Below are 16,970 nucleotides of genomic sequence, written 5' to 3'. Positions count from 1 at the left end.
GAACACCCCCTTACGCCCCTGTCCCCCCCCTGTCCCTTGTGGCTTTGTACGTTGAGGAGTTGCCGTCATGCCCGACACCGCTTCCGCCGATCTGGTCTTCACGGGCGGTCCGGTCCACACCGGTTCGCCCGCCCGCTCCCGGGCCACCTCGGTGGCCGTGCGCGGCGAGCGCGTCGTCGCCGTCGGCCACGACGAGGTCCGCGAGCTGATCGGCCCGGACACCGAAGTCGTCGATCTGACGGGGAAGCTGCTGATCCCCGGCTTCCAGGACGCGCACGCGCATCCGGTCGGCGGCGGTATGGAGCTCGGCCAGTGCGACCTGAGCGGGGAGACGACGCTCGCCGGCTACCGGGAGCGGATCGCCGCCTACGCGCGGGAGCACGCCGAGGCCGAGTGGATCACCGGAGGCGGCTGGTCGATGGAGTCGTTCCCCGGGGGCCTGCCGACAGCCGCCGAGCTGGACGCATTGGTGCCCGACCGGCCGGTGTTCCTCGTCAATCGGGACCACCACGGCGCGTGGGTCAACTCCGCCGCCCTGCGCCGCGCCGGGATCGACGCCGGGACACCCGACCCGTCGGACGGCCGGATCGAGCGCGCCGCCGACGGCTCCCCGACGGGCATGCTCCAGGAGGGGGCCGCGAACCTGGTCGGACGGCTGCTGCCGCGCAGCACCCGCGAGGAGCGGATCGCCGGGCTGCTGCGCGCGCAGGAACTGATGCACTCGCTCGGCATCACGGCCTGGCAGGACGCGCTGCTCGGCAGCCACGCCAACCTCACCGACCCGACCGACGCGTATCTGGCATGCGCGGACGACGGCCGGCTCACCGCCCGCGTGGTGGGGGCCCTGTGGTGGGACCGGGCGCGCGGCACCGAGCAGATCGAGGAGCTGATCGCGCGACGGGCGGCGGGGACGCGGGGGCGGCTGCGCTCGACGACCGTGAAGATCATGCAGGACGGGGTCGCCGAGAACGGCACGGCGGCGATGCTCGGCCCGTACCTGGACGGGTGCGGCTGCCACAGCGACAACAGCGGGATCAGCTTCGTACCGCCGGAGGACCTCAAGAAGTACGTCACCGAGCTGGACGCCCACGGGTTCCAGGTGCACTTCCACGCGCTCGGCGACCGGGCCGTGCGGGAGGCGCTCGACGCGGTGGAGGCGGCCCGGCGCGCGAACGGCCGGTCGGACACCCGGCCGCACCTCGCCCATCTCCAGGTCGTGCACCCGGACGACATCGGGCGGTTCCGGGAGCTCGGCGCGAGCGCGAACCTGCAACCGCTGTGGGCGGCGCACGAGCCGCAGATGGACGACCTGACGATCCCGTTCCTCGGAGCCGAACGGGCCGGTCGGCAGTACCCGTTCGGGGCCCTGCTGCGCTCGGGCGCGACGCTCGCGGCCGGCAGCGACTGGCCGGTGAGCAGCCCCGATCCCCTGGAGGGCATCCATGTGGCGGTGAACCGGCTGCTGCCCGACGCGGAGCCGGGCACCCCGGTCTTCCTGCCCGAGCAGCGGATCGGCCTCGCGGACGCGCTGGCCGCGTACACGGCGGGCAGCGCGTACGTGAACCACCTCGACGCCGAGACCGGGACGATCGCTCCGGGCTACCTCGCGGACCTGGTCGTCCTCGACCGGGACCCGTTCGCGGGTCCGGCCGAGGAGATCGGCTCGACGCGGGTGACGCAGACGTTCGTCGGCGGTCGGCGCGTGTTCGGCTGAGCCGGGGGTCCGGTCACGGGCCTCAGACGTCGGCGGCGCACCGGAAGCCGCAGTTGCCGCTGCTGGAGTCGGGGGTGTTCCGGGTGCGGGCCGCCACGCGGTAGCGGTTGCAGTACGAGTCGTGGCACATGTACGAGCCGCCGCGCATGACCCGCGTGTCGCCGTGGTCCGGGCCGCGCGGGTCGGTGACCGGCGTGGCGGGGTGGGTGGCCGTGAAGCGGTCGGCGACCCATTCCCACACGTTGCCCACGGTGTTGTACAGGCCGTAGGCGTTGGGCCGGAACGCGTCGACGGGGGCCGTGCCGATGTGGCCGTCCTCGCCCGTGTCGACCACGGGGAAGTCGCCCTGCCAGATGTTGCAGCGCCGGCGTCCGCGCGGGGTCAGCTCGTCGCCCCACGGATAGCGGGCCCGGTCGAGGCCGCCGCGGGCCGCGTACTCCCACTCGGCCTCGGTGGGCAGCCGCTTCCCGGCCCACGCGGCGTAGGCCTGCGCGTCGTCCCAGCTGACGTGGACGACGGGGTGCCGGGCGCGGTCGCCGACGTCGGTGCCGGGGCCTTCGGGCGTGCGCCAGGTCGCGCCCTCGACCCCGCGCCACCAGGGGGTCGCGGCCGGTGCCGGGGTGGACCGCACCTGCTCCGGAGCCAGGAATCCGGCGAAGACGTACGACCAGCGGAAGCGCTCGGCGGCCGTGACGTATCCGGTCTCCTTCACGAAGGCCGCGAACTGGGCGTTGGTGACGGCGCGTTCGTCGATCCGGAACGGCGACACGGTGACCTCGCGCACCGGGCCCTCCCCGTCGCCGGGGTTGGCGTGCTCGTCGTCGTTGCCCATCAGGAACGTGCCGCCGGGCAGCGCGATCATGCGCTTCGGCGCGGCTTTGCGGCGCGGTACCGGTGCGGGCGTGAGCGGGAGCGCGACGGGTGCGGGATCGGCGGCACCGCGGGGCGCGGCGCAGCACGCCGGGACAGCCTGCTCCTCGCCGTCGACCGAGGCAGATATGTGGCCCATCGTTCGATCCTCGCACGGCCGGTGCGGGCGTCGGGGCGGCCCCCCGCACCGCACGGCCCGGAGCGCGTAAAAACCCGCACCCCTCGCGGATCCGTGGGAGGGGTGCGGGCGACGAGCGCCGGGTCAGTCGACGCTGGGCAGGATGTGGGGTTCGGCGAGGTCGTCCTCGTATCCGGCGAGGCGGATGGGGGCGGACCGGGCCCAGACGTCCAGGCTGCCGAGCTTCTCCGGCCTGCGGCCGGCTCGCTCCGTACGATCCTTGGGACGCTGCTCGTGATGGGTCTTCTCTGGTGTCACCGCGCACTCCTTGTGTGTCGGGTAACCCGCTCCGGCGGACCGGCTCCCAGCATGACGCCGGGTACCGGAGGCCCGATCGGGCTTGAGTAGAGGGCCAGTTCGGGCGCGGTGGCGCCGGTTGTCGCTGGTGGGATCGGCCGTGGTGACCGGCCTCTCCCCGGACGGAACCATGGGTACGGGTGGGACCCACGTGCGGTAACCGTCCGGCTACAGAGTAACCAAATGAGCGGGGGTCCGCTCGATGGGGCTGAAACCCGGCCGCCCTCCAGAGGTCGCCGGGTGTTCATTCAGCCACGGAGACCCCCCGGACCGCGACCGCTTTTCGCTCCACGCGGGCGGTTCAGGACGTCGGACCGGGCCGGTCCGTGTTGATGCTGCGGCCCGGTTCGTCGGTCGTGGCGGCCGAGGGACGCGAGGTCGCGTCGGGCGAACCGGACGGCACGGCGGGCGCGGGAGCGCTCGGGACCTGCCCGTTCGGCGGGGGCGGGCCCGTCGGGCTGGCGGTGGCGGTGCCCGCCGCCTCGTCGGCGATGGCGTCGAAGTCCACGTCACCGGTGTTCTCCAGCATGGTGATGTGGTCGAGGACCGTCTGGTTGGCGTCCGTCGCCAGCTCTCGCACAAGTGTGTTCCGGGTGGTGTGGCGGACCTGGGCGATCGCCGCGAACACCTTCCCGTGGGCGTTGCGGAGCAGATTGGCGAACTTCCGTTCGTAGTCCTTGCCGGTCGCGGCCGTCAGCTCTTTCAGCCAGCCCTGTTGCTGCGGGTTCGGCTGATTGGGGAGTTCGACGCCGAGCTTCGCGGCCACCGAGCGCACCCGCTGGTCCAGATCCGTGTGCCCGACGATGAGGTGGTCGCCGGCGTCCCTGATCGCCTGGGTGGGGGCGCGCTCCATGGCCTGCTGGCCCGCGGGTATCTCCCACAGTCCGGCGAGCCTGACCTTCACGACGAGGTCCCGGTCGGCCGCCGACAGCGGTCCCCACTGGGTGGCGACCGTGCCCGCGTTCAGATTCGCCTGGCCGGTTCCCGACCGGTCGGCGTACGACCAGATGGGGAAGGCCAGGGCGCCGAGCGTGGCGACCAGGGCGGCGAGGATGAGGGCGGTGCCGTTGACGCGACGCAAGCAGTCCTCCCGGTGACCGACGTCAACTCGCCCGAGCGGCGAGCTACTTGGTGGTACGGGAACATACGGGCGCGGCGGGCGCGGCGTTCACCACCTCGCGGGGTTCGCGGTCCTCGGTCACGGTCCGTGTCCGCCCCCACGCCACGGCGCAGGTCGGGAAAGGCAGGAGCGTTAATGTCCCGTTGACCGCTCGGTCAGGTCCGCATGGTCTGCTTCCGGACGAGGCAGCGGAGGATCTTCGGGAGGAGTCGTCCATGGAGCGCGTCGAACTGCACACCGTCGAGGAGTTGATGGCCGCGCTGCACGCCTGCCGCGGCGCGTGGGACACCCCCGACCGCAGCGGCGATCCCGTCGACCTGCACGACCACGCGCTCCAGACCGCGGCGTTGCTGCGACGGGGCCGGCCCAGCGACAAGGAGTTGCAGGTCGCGGGGCTCGTGCACGACCTGGGGCATCTGCTGTGTCCGGGCGACGACGCGGGGCACGCGGACCGGGCCGCGGACGCGGTGCGCGCGCTGCTCGGCGAGCGGGTCGCCGCTCTCGTCCGCCTGCACGTCCCGGCCAAGCGGTATCTCGCGGCCGTCGAGCCGGGCCGGGGCCTGTCGCCGCAGAGCGCGCTGACGATGGGGGCGCAGGGCGGCCCGATGACGCCGTACGAGGTGGCGGCGTTCGAGGCGGACCCGCTCTGCGAGGACGCGGTGGTCCTGCGGCAGGCGGACGACGCGGGCAAGGTGGTGGGCCTGGACGCGGGGGTGCTCGACGACTGGCGCCCCGTCCTCGAACTGGTCGCGGCGGGGGCACGGCCGACTGCGGTGCCCACCGCCTGAGTTCACCCGCCCGCGCCGGCCGTCTCCACGAACGGTCCACGAACCGTGCACCGCTGACACATCGTCACGCGGCAGGCCGGCGTGAGACCGTACGCGCATGACTTCGCGCCCCAGCGCACCGCGCCCCCTCGACGGCAGGGCGGCCGTCGTGACCGGCGCCTCGCGGGGCATCGGCCGCGCGGTGGCCGAGGAACTCGCCCGCGCCGGGGCGCTGTTGTGCGTGACGGCGCGGGACGCCGAGGGGTGCGCGAGACGGTCGCGGCGCTGCGCTCGCAGGGCGCGGACGCGATCGGCGTGGCCGGGTCCGTCGCCGATCCGGCGCATCTGTGGGAGGTGACGGAGGCGACGCTCGCGGCGTACGGCCGGGTCGACATCGTCGTGAACAACGCCGCGACGAACCAGCCGTACGGCCCGCTCATGGACGCCGATCCGGACGCCTGGCGCACGGCGTTCACCGTGAACGTGGAGGCGCCGCTGCGTCTGGTGCAGTGCGCGTGGCGGGCATGGATGAGCCAGCACGGCGGTGCCGTCGTCAACGTGTGCACCGAAGGAGCCACGCACGTCGGCCCGCACGTGGGCGCGTACGGGACGAGCAAGGCGGCCCTGCTGCACCTGACGGCTCAACTCGCGGGCGAGCTGGGCCCGTCGGTGCGGGTCAACTCGGTCTCCCCCGGTCTGGTGCGCACCGAGATGGCGCGGTTCGTGTGGGAGCGGGCCGAGGAGGCGGTGGCCGGCGGGCTGCCGACCGGACGGATCGGCGAGCCCGAGGACATCGCGCGGGCGGTGCGCTGGCTGGTGTCGGACGAGGCGTCCTGGATCACCGGCACGGACCTGCTGGTGGACGGCGGCACCCGGGTGCGCGCCGCCTCACCTACGGGCGACGCGCACGCCGTGCAGGACCGGCTGCGTCACCACTTGCCGGGCGCGTAGTCCTTCAGGAAGACGCCGTAGACGTCGTCGCCGGCCTCGCCGCGCACGACCGGGTCGTAGACGCGGGCGGCGCCGTCGATCAGGTCGAGCGGGGCGTGGAAGCCCTCCTCGGCGAGGCGCAGCTTGTCGAAGTGCGGGCGCTCGTCGGTGATCCAGCCGGTGTCGACCGAGGTCATGAGGATGCCGTCGCTCTGGAACATCTCCTGGGCGCTGGTCCGCGTGACCATGTTCATCGCGGCCTTCGCGGCGTTCGTGTTCGGGTGGCCCGCACCCTTGTAGCCGCGGCCGAAGACACCCTCCATCGCCGAGACGTTCACGACGTACGCGCGTCCGCTCGTCGCCTTCTTCGCGGCGTCGGCCATCGCCGAGCGCAGGGCGCTGATCAGGATGAACGGCGACGTGTAGTTGCACAGCTGGGTCTCGAGGAGCTCCACCGGGGAGATCTGCTCGATGGTCTGCACCCACGTGTTGGAGTCGACGACGTCCGGCACGAGGCCGCCCGCGTCGATGGCGGTGCCGTCGAGGTGCCGCTCGATGCTCGCGTTGCCCGCGACGAGCGCGAGGTCCGCGACCTTCTGCGCGTCGAGGCCGCTGACGCCGAGCGGCAGCGCGGCGAGGCCGTCGACGGCGCCCGAGTTGAACGCGCCGATCACGGAGTGCGCGGGCAGTTCACCGGCGGGCAGCGGGGCGCTCTCGCCCTCGACCAGGGCCGCGTAGGCGGAGGGCAGGCGGCGCACGGTCTGCGTCGCGTTGTTGATCAGGATGTCGAGCGGGCCCGCGGCGGTGAGCTGCTCGGCGAGCGCGACGGTCTGCGCCGGGTCGCGCAGGTCGATGCCGACGACCTCCAGACGGTGCATCCAGTCCGCGGAGTCGTCCATCGCCTTGAAGCGGCGGATCGCGTCCTTCGGGAAGCGCGTGGTGATCGTCGTGTGGGCGCCGTCGCGCAGCAGCCGCAGCGCGATGTACATGCCGATCTTGGCGCGGCCGCCGGTGAGCAGGGCGCGCTTGCCGGTGAGGTCGGCGCGGGCGTCACGCTTCTCGCGGTTCAGCCGGGCGCAGTCGGGACAGAGCTGGTGGTAGAAGTAGTCGACTTCCACGTACCGGGTCTTGCAGGTGTAGCAGGAGCGCGGGCGCTGGAGTATCCCCGCGAGCCGCCCCTCCTCGACCTGCGACGAGGGCAGCAGGCCCTCGGTCTCGTCGTCGATGCGCTGGGCGGAGCCGGTCGCGGTCGCCTCGGTGACGGCCTTGTCGTGGGCGGTCTTGGCGGCACGGCGCTCCTGGCGGCGGCGCTGCTTCACGGTCCGGTAGACCCCGGCGGTGGCGCGCCGGACGGCGATCGCGTCGGGGTGGTCGACCTCCAGCCGGTCGAGCTCCTCCAGCACGCTCAGGCACACGGCGAGACGCTCCGGGTCGATGCCGGGGCCGTACTCGATGTCGGCGGCCTCGCCGGCCTCGGGGGCCTGGTTGTCCTCTGTGACGGTCATCGCCGGTGCAGTTCCTCGTGTCGCTCGTGCCGCGTCGGGACGGAGGTGGCCGCGCGGCTGCCAAAAGGCGGCACCCTACAGGTCGCACAGTTGATCCCGCCAGCTCCGGAGGATACTGGCGCGGCCTGGGGTCGGCCAAATGGCGCAGCGGCCGGTCGGGGGCGGGACCGACCGGCCGCACGCGGCGTTCCGGCGCACGGTGGCCTTCTCGCATGCGGCGCACCGCTGCACGGGAGCCTGCTCGCATGCGGCGCTCGGCCATGCGGGGACCTTCTCGTATCCGGCGCTCCGCTGCACGGGGACCTGCTCGCACGCGGCGATGCGCTACACGGGGACCTGCTCGCACGCGGCGATGAGCAGCGCCACCTCGGCGTGCACGGCGCGCGCCAGCGCGTCCAGGTCCGGGACCGCCGCCGCGTCCGCCACCAGGCCGTAGTGCACGCGCCCCCGGTACGTCGAGACGGCGACGGCCAGGGACTGCCCCTGGGCGAGCGGGGCCAGCGGGAAGACCTCCCGGAGCGGGCAGCCGCCGAGCTTCAGGCCGAGGCTGGGCAGCGGCACGCTCGTGACCAGCAGATCGAAGAGCAGGCGCGCGTTCTGGCCGACGAGGGAGCCGCCGAGCCGGTGGCCGAGGGGCGGCACGTGGTCGGCGAGCAGGGCCACGGCACCGGCCCCGCGGTTCGGCCCGTGGTCCTTGCGCCGGTCCATGGCGGTACGGACCTCGCGCAGCCGCTCCAGCGGGTCGGCCTGGGCGACGGGCAGCCGCACCAGGTAGCCGGAGAGCCGGTTGCCCTGCGGGTGGGCGGTGCGCGGGCGGCGCCGGGAGACGGGGATCAGGGCGCGCGGCTCCACTCCGGCGCTGCCGTCGCCGCGCTCGTCGAGCCAGCGCCGCACGGCCCCGGCGACGACGGCGATCAGGACGTCGTTGACGGTGCCGCCGACGGTCTTGCGGATCCGGTGCACGTCGTCGAGGTCGAGCACGACCCCGGCGGTGCGCCGGGTGCCGCTGGCCTTCGCGGTGAGCGCCGCGGATGTCCGTACGCCCCAGGTGGCGCGGGCCACGGAGGCGCCGATCGCGACGGCCTGGGTGGCGCTCCCCACCACCGCGCGCACGTGGTCCGGGTAGCGCCGGGGTCGAGGTCGCCGACGGTGAGGTCGCGCAGGCCGGGGAACGGCAGCCGCAGGCCGCGGCGCGGTGCGGGGTGCGGCTTCGGTTTCCGCGGGGCCGGCAGGTCCATGGGGTCGAGGACGGCGGCGGCCAGCGTCAGGGCGCGAAGGCCGTCGGCGAGGGCGTGGTGGAACTTGAAGAGCACGGCGAACGTGGCGCCGTCCGCCGAGGGCAGCACATGGGCCTCCCACGGCGGCCGCGCCCGGTCCAGCGGGCGCTCCATGAGCGCCCCGGCCGCGGCGTGGAAGTCGTCCACGGGCTCGGTCATCCGCACGTGCGCCAGCGGGTCGAAGTCGGTGACGGGCACCCGGGCGGCACCGCCGACGGGCACGAGCACCCCGGCGATCCGCATGCGCAGTCCGGGAACACCGGCCGCGCGCGCCGCGAGGAGCTCGTACGCGTGCCGGGCGGCGCCGGGCGCGTCGGCGTCGAACACCCCCAGCGCGCCCAGGTGCATGGGGTGTGCGGCGGTCTCGATGTTCCAGAAGGCAAGGTCGAGTGGTGCGAGCAGGTCCGGGCTCTTGGCGGTCATGGAGTGCTCTCGCGTCGACGACGGGAACACGCAGTCAACAGTCCGGGGTCGATTACGGTCAAGTACGATCTAGGCACGCTCAGTTAACAACAGATTAAGACCCGCCTCCCAGGTGAGAGGCGGGTCTCGTGTGACAGGTGGGACGCCAAGCTGCGTGTCTAGTACGTCACTTCAGCGCCGGCGGCGCCGCGTCGGCACCGGTCCCCCACGCCGAGGGCGTGTCGCCCACGTCGAAGGTGAGGTTCCGCAGTCCGCGCAGGTCGTCGGTGGTCAGGTACGTCTTGTCGTAGTCGGCGCCGTTCACCTGCGCCGACCGGATGTAGCGGTCCGTGTCCGAGGTCCCCGGCGCGCGCACGGTGAGCTGCCCCGTCGGGTAGTAGCGCCGGTCGAGCGTGAGGTCGACACGGGCGAAGACGGGCGTCGACAGGCCCCAGGTGTCCGTGCCGGGCTGCACCGGGAAGATCCCGATGGAGGACAGGACGTTCCAGGCGGACATGGTGCCCAGGTCGTCGTTGCCGGTCATGCCGGTCGGGGTGTCGGTGAACAGGGTCAGCGCGCCGTGCACCACGTCGGTGGTCTTCCACGGCTGGCCGGTCGACAGGTACGTGTACGGGGCGATGAGGTCGGGCTCGTTCTGGGGGTTGTACTTGTCGGCGTTGTAGTAGTCGTAGGGGCCGTTGACCCACACCTCGCGCGCGGTCTTCGCGGGGTCCTCGACCAGCTGGTCGTAGGCGAAGAACGAGTCGAGGCGCTGGTTCGCGGCGTCCTTGCCGCCGATCAGGCCGACCATGCCCGGCAGGTCCTGCGGCACCAGCCACTGGTACTGCCAGGACGTGCCCTCGTGGAAGCCCTCGCTCTGAGCGGGGTCGGCGGGCCCGGTGAAGGCTCCCGCCGCGTCGCGGGCCCGGAAGAACCCGGTCGAGCCGTCGAAGATCTCGCGGTAGTTCTGCGCGCGCTCGGTGTACCGCGCGGCGTCCGCGTCGTGCCCGAGGTCCTTCGCCATCTGCCCGAGCATGGCGTCGGACAGGGCGTACTCCAAAGTGGCCGAGGCCCCGTGGTCGTAGTCGGAGTCGCCGGGCTTCACGTGGGCGCGGCCCTTGATGTACGGCGCGAACCCGTGGGCGAGGTACTCCTTGTTGGCCTCGCGGCCCACCGGCGCTGAGTCGGCCGGCGGCACGCCGTCGGCGTTCTTCTTCAGCGCCCGGTACGCCTCCTCCTCGTGCCCCTTCAACAGACCCTGCTGGTAGGCGTTGGTGAGGAACGGGGTGACGGGGTCGCCGGTCATGATGTTCGTCTCGACCGTGCCGTAGCCCCACTTGGGCAGCCAGCCGCTGTCCTTGTCGATCCGGATCACCGACAGGGCCATGTCCCGCGACTCGCGCGGCGCGAGCAGCGACAGGAGCTGCGCCTGGGTGCGGTAGGTGTCCCACAGGGACCAGTTCTGGTAGTACGTGAACCCGTCGGCGCGGTGGGTCTTCTGGTCCCATCCGGTGTAGCGGCCGTCGACGTCGCTGCCGATGTTCGGGGCGAGGAAGGACCGGTACAGCGACGAGTAGAAGGTGCGGCGCAGGGTCTCGCTGCCGCCCTGGGCCCGGACGTCGTCGAGCCGGTCCTCCCAGGCGGCCTGTGCGGCGTCGCGTACGTCGGCGTACGAACGGCCGCCTTCCGTACGGAGGTTGAGGGCCGCGCCGTGCGCGTCGACGTACGAGATCGCCGTGGTCGCCTCGACGGTGCGGTCCTTGCTGGTGTCGAACCGCGCGAAGGCGCCGTTGCGCTCGGCGTCGGCCTCGGAGGTCTTCGCGCCCTCGGTGACCGTGCCGCCCTTCCACGTGCCCGACGTGGTGAAGGGACGGTCGAACTTCGTGATCGTGTAGACCGTGTACGGCTTGGTGTCCTGACAGAAACCGCTGCCGGTGATGGCGGTGCGCACGGTCCTGCTGTCGAGGATCTCGACCTTGGTGTGCAGCGTCTTGTGCAGCGACTGGCCCGCGTTGATCATCACGTTGGCCTTGTCGGTGGCCGGGAACGTGTACTTCTGGACGCCGGTCCTCTTCGTCGCGGTCAGCTCGGCCTCGATGCCGGTCTTCAGGCCGACCCGGTACGAGCCGGGCGAGGCCTGCTCGTCGTCGTGGCTGAACTCGGCCGCGTACGTGGCGTAGTCCGTGCTGGTGATGTCCCCGGTGGTCGGCAGGACCGGCAGGTCGCCGCCGAGTCCGCAGCCCACACCGGAGAGATGGACCGTGGAGAAGCCCCGGATGTGGTTCTCGGAGTAGTCGTAGCCGGTGTTGTGCCCGGTGTCCGGCGAAAGCTGCACCATGCCGAACGGCACGGCGGCGCCCGGGTAGGTGTTGCCCTCGTTCTCGGTCCCGATGAACGGGTTGACCAGATCGGTCAGCCGACCGTCCGCGCCCGACGCGGCCTGGGCCACGGGCGCGCCGAGTCCGGTACCGAGCAGCGCGGCGGCCGCGACCAGGCCCAGGGTGCGGGGCAGGGGTCCGCGGGTGCGTCTTTCCATCGTGCGCCTTCTCATGGTGCGCCTTTCGACAACGTTGTCAGCATGGTGCGCGCTCATTCTTCGTCCGTCCCGATGGCCCGTCAAGACTCCGGACGCCACAGGTGATCATCCGTCCCGTCGCCGGCGAACCGCACCACTTGGGCGCTGTCGGCCGTGGACGGCCCCTCGACGCCGAGGACGTCGCCGATGCTTGATCCGGACACGGCGGTAGGCCGGTTCGAGGGTCCTGGGTTCCCCGCCGGGGTCGGCGAGGAAGGGGGCGGGCCCGGTGTCGGGCCCGCCCCTGGTGCGCCGGTCAGGCGCAGTTCGCCACCGTGTTCCGGGAGGCGTCGCGGATCAGCGCCTCCTGGGCGTCGTGCAGTCGCGTCACGTCCGGCTTGACGACCCTGCGGTCGTACGTCAGAAGGCCGTTGAGCTCGCCCTCGACGTCGGAGATCTGCGTGTAGACGGCTCCGTTGCCGCCCTTGCAGGCCAGCTTGTGCACCTCGTCGAGCTTGGCGAGGTAGTCGTCGGTGTACGTCGCCGGGTCGACGTCCACGTACGACTGCTGCACGGACCAGGCGTGGCCGGGGACCGCGAGGCCGAGGCCGCCGTACTCGCCCGCGACCAGGGCCCGTTCCCCGTCGGGGTGGGGCGGCAGCGCGGGGCTCGGATAGCCGTGCTCGTCCATGATGTCGCCGGTGCCGCCGTCCCGGCCGAGGTTCAGCCCGGACATCGAGTTGATCAGGCGGGTCGGGTCCCAGGACTTCGCCTGGTCGGCGACGCGGGCCTCGTCGTACTGGCCCCAGCCCTCGTTGAAGGTGACCCACATGATGACCGACGGGTGGTTGTAGTGCTGGTCGATCATCGTCTTCATCTCGCGCTCGTACTCGGCGCGGGCGGCGGTCGACGGGTCGACCCCGGCGGCCATCGCCGGCATGTCCTGCCAGACGAGCAGGCCGAGCTTGTCGGCCCAGTAGAACCAGCGGTCGGGTTCGACCTTGATGTGCTTGCGGACCGAGTTGAAGCCCATCTTCTTGTGCATCTTCAGGTCGTACGCGAGGGCCTCGTCGCTCGGCGCGGTGTGCAGGCCGTCCGGCCAGAAGCCCTGGTCGAGGGTGGCCATCATGAAGACCGGCGTGCCGTTGAGCACGGTGCGCGGGGTGCCGTCCACCTTCTCGACGGAGATGGAGCGCATGCCGAAGTAGCTGCCGACGCGGTCACCGCCGACGCTGACCTTGAGGTCGTAGAGGAACGGCTTGTCGGGGGTCCACAGCCGCGGGTTCGTGATCTTCACGGTGAGCGGGCTGCCGGAGGTACCGGTCGCGGTGGCGACCTTCTTGTCCCCCTCGTACGCCGTCGCGGTGACGGGCAGGCCGGCGCGGACTCCCGTGGTCTCGACGGCCAGTTCGCCCTTCTTCACGTCCGGTGTCAGCTTGAGGTCCGTGACGTGGTCGGCCGCGACCGGCTCCATCCACACGGTCTGCCAGATGCCCGAGGACGGGGTGTACCAGATGCCGCTCGGGTCGAGGCGCTGCTTGCCCATCGGCGGGTTCTCGCCGTTCGCGGCGTCGGTCGGGTCGTAGACGCCGACGATCAGCTCCTGGGTGCTGCCGGGCTTGAGCGCGTCGGTGATGTCGGCGCTGAACTTGTCGTAGCCGCCCTGGTGGTCGGCGACCTTCCTGCCGTTCACGTACACCTCGGACTGCCAGTCCACGGCGCCGAAGTTGAGCTGGAGGCGTTGGCCGCCGCCGACCTTCCAGTCGGCCGGCACGGTGAACGTGCGGCGGTACCACATGCGGTCCTCGTGGCGCTCGATACCCGAGAGCTGGGACTCCACCGGGTAGGGGACGAGGATCTTCTCGCCGAGGTTCTTGCCGACCGGCGGCCGCTCCCCCGACTTCGCGGCTTCGAACTGCCAACTGCCGTTCAGGTTCTTCCACTTGGCGCGGGTGAGCTGCGGCCGCGGGTATTCACGGTGGGCATTGGCCGGGGTGACGTCGTCGCCCCACTTGGTGCTCAGCTCGTACGTGGAGCGGTTGGGGCCGCTGGACCAGAAGGAGCCGACGGCGGTGCCGTCGCTGCCGGTCAGCCCGCCCTTGCCGTCGTAGGTGACGTCGGCGAGGCCCGCGGCGTCGCCCTCCTTGTTGCCGACGACCGGCTCCTGGAGACCGACGAGGACGGCGCGCGGGTCGTCGGGGTCGGCCTGGACCGAGTCGAGCGGCCACGTGGCGCCGCCGATCACCGCGGTGAGGTGGTCGTCGACCCCGGCGGGGACGGCGCCGAGCTTCTGCGCGAAGTCGAGCTTGAGGGTGCGGCCGTCGCCGAGCACGGTGGTGCCGATGGCGCCGTCGTACGCCCAGTCGTCGGGCAGCCGGAACGCGGAGGACGGGATGGCCTCCTTCGCCTCGCCGGGTTCGGTCCAGCGCAGGTGGAGATTGGACCCGCCGTAGTGCTCGAAGTACTCGACCTTGATGTCGACGGCCTGGCCGGCGGTCAACTCGACGGGCTGGGACGTCTGTTCCTTGTCCCAGTCGTCGACCCAGTGGTCGATGGTCAGCTTCCCGTCGACCCACAGCCGGAAGCCGTTGTCGCCGATGAGGGAAAACGTTGTCAGGCCGGTCTTCTCCGGCACGACTTTCCCGGTCCAGCGGACGCTGGCGTCGTCGGCGCTTCCGGTGGCGGACTGCAACCGGGACTCCAGGCTGCCGAAGTCGATCTTCGGGTCGAACCCGGTGGCCTTCAACGTGCCGAAGTCGAAGGCGCCGGGGGCGGTTTGGGAGTAGTACTCGCCCTTGAGGCCCTGGGGCACGGCGGGCTCGTCCGCGGCCGTGCCCGCCGAGGCGGACGGGGCCATGGTGAGCGCAGTGAGTCCGAGTGCCGTGGTCAGGAGAAGTGCCAGATGTCGCCCGTGACGTCTGAGGTTTCTGGTGCGCACGGATCCTCCTTTGCTGGAACGCTTCGAAGAAGGGTGGCGGCTCGCCGCTCGAGTCGGTACAACGAGTCTGTACAACGTTGGAAGGAACGGCAGTTGGCATGACAGCACGCTGCGCGGCGCGCTGTCCAGGGGCATGACAAGCGCACCCGGCGAGCGGGCGCGCCGAGCCGAGGGAGATTCCGTGCGGGTGAGCCTCAAGGATGTCGCGGAGCGTGCGGGCGTCTCGATCAAGACCGTGTCGAACGTGGTGAACAACTACCAGCACGTCACCCCGGCGATGCGCGCCCGCGTCCAGGAGGCCATCGACGCGCTGGGTTACCGGCCGAATCTGACCGCCCGCCACCTGCGCAAAGGCCGGACGGGCATCATCGCGCTCGCCGTTCCCGAGCTGGGCAACCCGTACTTCGCCGAACTGGCCGGGGCCGTCATCGACGCGGCGGCGGAGCACGACTTCACGGTGCTGCTCGACCACACCCGGGGCGAGCGTGAGCAGGAGGTCCTGGTCAGCCAGGGGTTCCGGGCGCGGGTGATCGACGGCCTGATCCTGAGCCCGCTGGAGCTGGAGGCGGCGGATCTGCGCGGGCGCGAGGACGATGTGCCGCTGGTGCTGCTCGGCGAGCGCGAGTACGACCTGCCCTACGACCACATCGCGATCGACAATGTCGCCGCGTCCCGCACCGCCGTCCGCCATCTGCTCGGCCGGGGCCGCACGAACATCGCCTATCTGGGCGCGCGCACCGACTCCGCGAACCAGCCCGCGCATCTGCGACTCGCGGGCTGGCGTGCGGAGTTGACCGACGCCGGGGTGCCGGCGCCGGACAGCATGGTGGGGCCGACGGGCGGCTGGGACCGGCACGACGGGGCCGAGGCGATGGCGCGGATGCTGGACGCGGGCGTACGGCCGGACGCCGTGTTCGCGTACAACGACCTGGTGGCGATCGGGGCGATGCGGGTGCTGCACGAGCGGGGCCTCCGGGTGCCCTGGGACGTCGCGGTGGTCGGTTTCGACGATCTCGCGGAGGGCCGGTTCGGCGCCGTCACGCTCACCACGATCTCGCCGGACAAACAGGCCATCGCGCGGCTCGCGGTGGGGTCGCTGCTGCACCATCTGGAGCACCCGAACGCGCAGGCGGGACGTGAACTGACCGCGGAATTCCGGCTGATGGAGCGGGAGAGCACGCTCGGCCGTCGCTGAGCGCCCCGCCCCCGGGAGTGCGGACGAGTCCCTGCGCGAAGGGTTTACAGCCTTCTTCCAACGATGTAAAAACCTCCCCTGTACCGCCGATCCGACCGGTCGAACACATCCACCCCGTCTGCGCGTTCACGCGCCGGGCCGTGCCGTAATGGGGACCACCAATGACGCAGACCGCACGCCTTCGCCGTACCTCCACCCGGACCCTGCTCGCCGCCGGTCTCGTCGCGAGCCTCGCGCTCGCCACCGGATGCGCCAAGTCCGAGGACGACAAGAACGGCTCCGACCAGGGCAGTTCGAGCGCCGCCGAGCAGAACGCCGGGCAGGAGGTCGCCTCGCCGGACGGCGGCGAGACCTGCGACATCGCCGCGTTCGGCGGCAAGAAGCTCGACCTGAGGAACGCCACCGTCGGCTTCTCCCAGTCCGAGAAGGAGGCCAACCCGTTCCGCATCGCGGAGACGGCCTCCCTCAAGGCCGAGGCGAAGAAGCGCGGCGTCAAGTTGCTCACGGCCAACGCCCAGTCGCAGTTCTCCAAGCAGATCAGCGACGTCCAGGACCTGATCTCCAAGGGTGCGGACCTGCTGGTGATCGCGCCGCTCAACTCGGACGGCTGGGAGCCTGTGCTGCGCGCGGCCGGCGCCAAGCACATCCCGATCGTCACGGTCGACCGCAAGATCAACGCGGCGGCCTGCAAGGACTACGTCTCGTTCATCGGCTCCGACTTCGTCGAGCAGGGCAAGCGCGCCGCCGACCAGATGATCGAGGCGACGGGCGGCAAGGGCACGATCGCGATCCTGCTCGGCGCGGCGGGCAACAACGTCACCACCGAGCGCACCAAGGGCTTCGAGGACCGGATCAAGGAGAAGGCACCCGACCTGAAGGTGGTCTTCAAGCAGACCGGCGAGTTCGCCCGGGAGAAGGGCCAGCAGGTCACCGAGCAGCTCATCCAGTCCAAGCCGGACATCGACGGGATCTACGCCGAGAACGACGAGATGGGCCTCGGCGCGGTCAACGCCCTCAAGGGCGCGGGCAAGAAGGCCGGCGACGTGAAGATCGTGACGATCGACGGCACGCGCAACGCGGTGCAGGGCATCGTCGACGGCTGGATCTCCGGCGTCATCGAGTCCAACCCGCGCTTCGGACCGCTCGCCTTCCAGACCCTGGATTCGTTCACACAGGGTGACAAGGTCGGCCAGGACATCGTTATCAAGGACAGTGCGTACACGAAGGCCAACGCCGACGCGGACCTCAGCAAGGCGTACTGA

The 16,970-nt window shown here is 71.6% G+C and carries 11 protein-coding genes and 2 pseudogenes; 5 read left to right on the top strand and 8 right to left on the bottom strand.

Annotated elements, in window-relative coordinates; all coding sequences use genetic code 11:
* Nucleotides 1–67 precede the first annotated feature (67 nt).
* Entirely contained in the window at nt 68–1,714 is a 1,647-nt protein-coding gene (locus V2W30_RS35725; protein ID WP_338702741.1) for an amidohydrolase, read from the top strand.
* A gap of 22 nt (nt 1,715–1,736) precedes the next feature.
* Here V2W30_RS35725 and V2W30_RS35720 read toward each other — a convergent pair whose 3' ends face one another.
* The 3 genes from V2W30_RS35720 to V2W30_RS35710 form a co-directional block, all read right to left on the bottom strand.
* Nucleotides 1,737–2,723: a formylglycine-generating enzyme family protein gene (locus V2W30_RS35720; RefSeq protein WP_425244637.1), complete on the bottom strand. Its 987-nt coding sequence runs from the start codon at nt 2,721–2,723 to the stop codon at nt 1,737–1,739.
* A 123-nt stretch (nt 2,724–2,846) separates the two neighbouring features.
* Nucleotides 2,847–3,020, bottom strand: a complete 174-nt coding sequence (locus V2W30_RS35715) for a hypothetical protein (RefSeq protein WP_338702740.1) — start codon at nt 3,018–3,020, stop codon at nt 2,847–2,849.
* A 340-nt stretch (nt 3,021–3,360) separates the two neighbouring features.
* Complete coding sequence (locus tag V2W30_RS35710) at nt 3,361–4,140, bottom strand: DUF4142 domain-containing protein (protein WP_338702739.1); 780 nt, start codon at nt 4,138–4,140, stop codon at nt 3,361–3,363.
* Between the two features lie 254 nt (nt 4,141–4,394).
* Here V2W30_RS35710 and V2W30_RS35705 point away from each other — a divergent pair, with 254 nt between their 5' ends.
* Complete coding sequence (locus tag V2W30_RS35705) at nt 4,395–4,967, top strand: inositol oxygenase family protein (protein ID WP_338702738.1); 573 nt, start codon at nt 4,395–4,397, stop codon at nt 4,965–4,967.
* 97 nt (nt 4,968–5,064) lie between these two features.
* Nucleotides 5,065–5,897: pseudogene (locus V2W30_RS35695) on the top strand (SDR family oxidoreductase).
* Here V2W30_RS35695 and V2W30_RS35690 read toward each other — a convergent pair.
* From V2W30_RS35690 to V2W30_RS35670, 5 genes and pseudogenes are all read right to left on the bottom strand, one after another.
* Nucleotides 5,876–7,381 (bottom strand): SDR family NAD(P)-dependent oxidoreductase, encoded by a 1,506-nt coding sequence (locus tag V2W30_RS35690; protein WP_338702735.1) that lies wholly within the window; start codon nt 7,379–7,381, stop codon nt 5,876–5,878. The pseudogene V2W30_RS35695 and the gene V2W30_RS35690 overlap by 22 nt on opposite strands.
* Nucleotides 7,382–7,705: 324 nt before the next feature.
* On the bottom strand, nt 7,706–8,149 hold the full coding sequence (locus tag V2W30_RS35685) for a WS/DGAT domain-containing protein (RefSeq protein WP_338703889.1): 444 nt from the start codon (nt 8,147–8,149) through the stop codon (nt 7,706–7,708).
* A gap of 210 nt (nt 8,150–8,359) precedes the next feature.
* Nucleotides 8,360–9,006, bottom strand: a pseudogene (locus tag V2W30_RS35680) (wax ester/triacylglycerol synthase domain-containing protein); the annotation flags it as partial.
* Between the two features lie 241 nt (nt 9,007–9,247).
* Nucleotides 9,248–11,596 carry a GH92 family glycosyl hydrolase gene (locus tag V2W30_RS35675; RefSeq protein ID WP_338702734.1) on the bottom strand — a complete coding sequence of 783 codons (2,349 nt, stop codon included), beginning with the start codon at nt 11,594–11,596 and terminating at the stop codon, nt 9,248–9,250.
* Nucleotides 11,597–11,891: 295 nt separating this feature from the next.
* The gene (locus V2W30_RS35670) at nt 11,892–14,513 is read right to left on the bottom strand and encodes a PA14 domain-containing protein (protein WP_338702732.1); all 2,622 of its coding nucleotides are present in this window, start codon (nt 14,511–14,513) and stop codon (nt 11,892–11,894) included.
* 181 nt (nt 14,514–14,694) lie between these two features.
* Here V2W30_RS35670 and V2W30_RS35665 point away from each other — a divergent pair, with 181 nt between their 5' ends.
* The gene (locus tag V2W30_RS35665) at nt 14,695–15,708 is read left to right on the top strand and encodes a LacI family DNA-binding transcriptional regulator (protein ID WP_338702731.1); all 1,014 of its coding nucleotides are present in this window, start codon (nt 14,695–14,697) and stop codon (nt 15,706–15,708) included.
* A 161-nt stretch (nt 15,709–15,869) separates the two neighbouring features.
* Nucleotides 15,870–16,970 (top strand): ABC transporter substrate-binding protein, encoded by a 1,101-nt coding sequence (locus V2W30_RS35660; RefSeq protein WP_338702729.1) that lies wholly within the window; start codon nt 15,870–15,872, stop codon nt 16,968–16,970.

The sequence above is a fragment of the Streptomyces sp. Q6 genome, from assembly GCF_036967205.1.
Taxonomy (GTDB): domain Bacteria; phylum Actinomycetota; class Actinomycetes; order Streptomycetales; family Streptomycetaceae; genus Streptomyces; species Streptomyces citrinus.
This window is presented reverse-complemented; position numbering and strand designations above follow the sequence as displayed.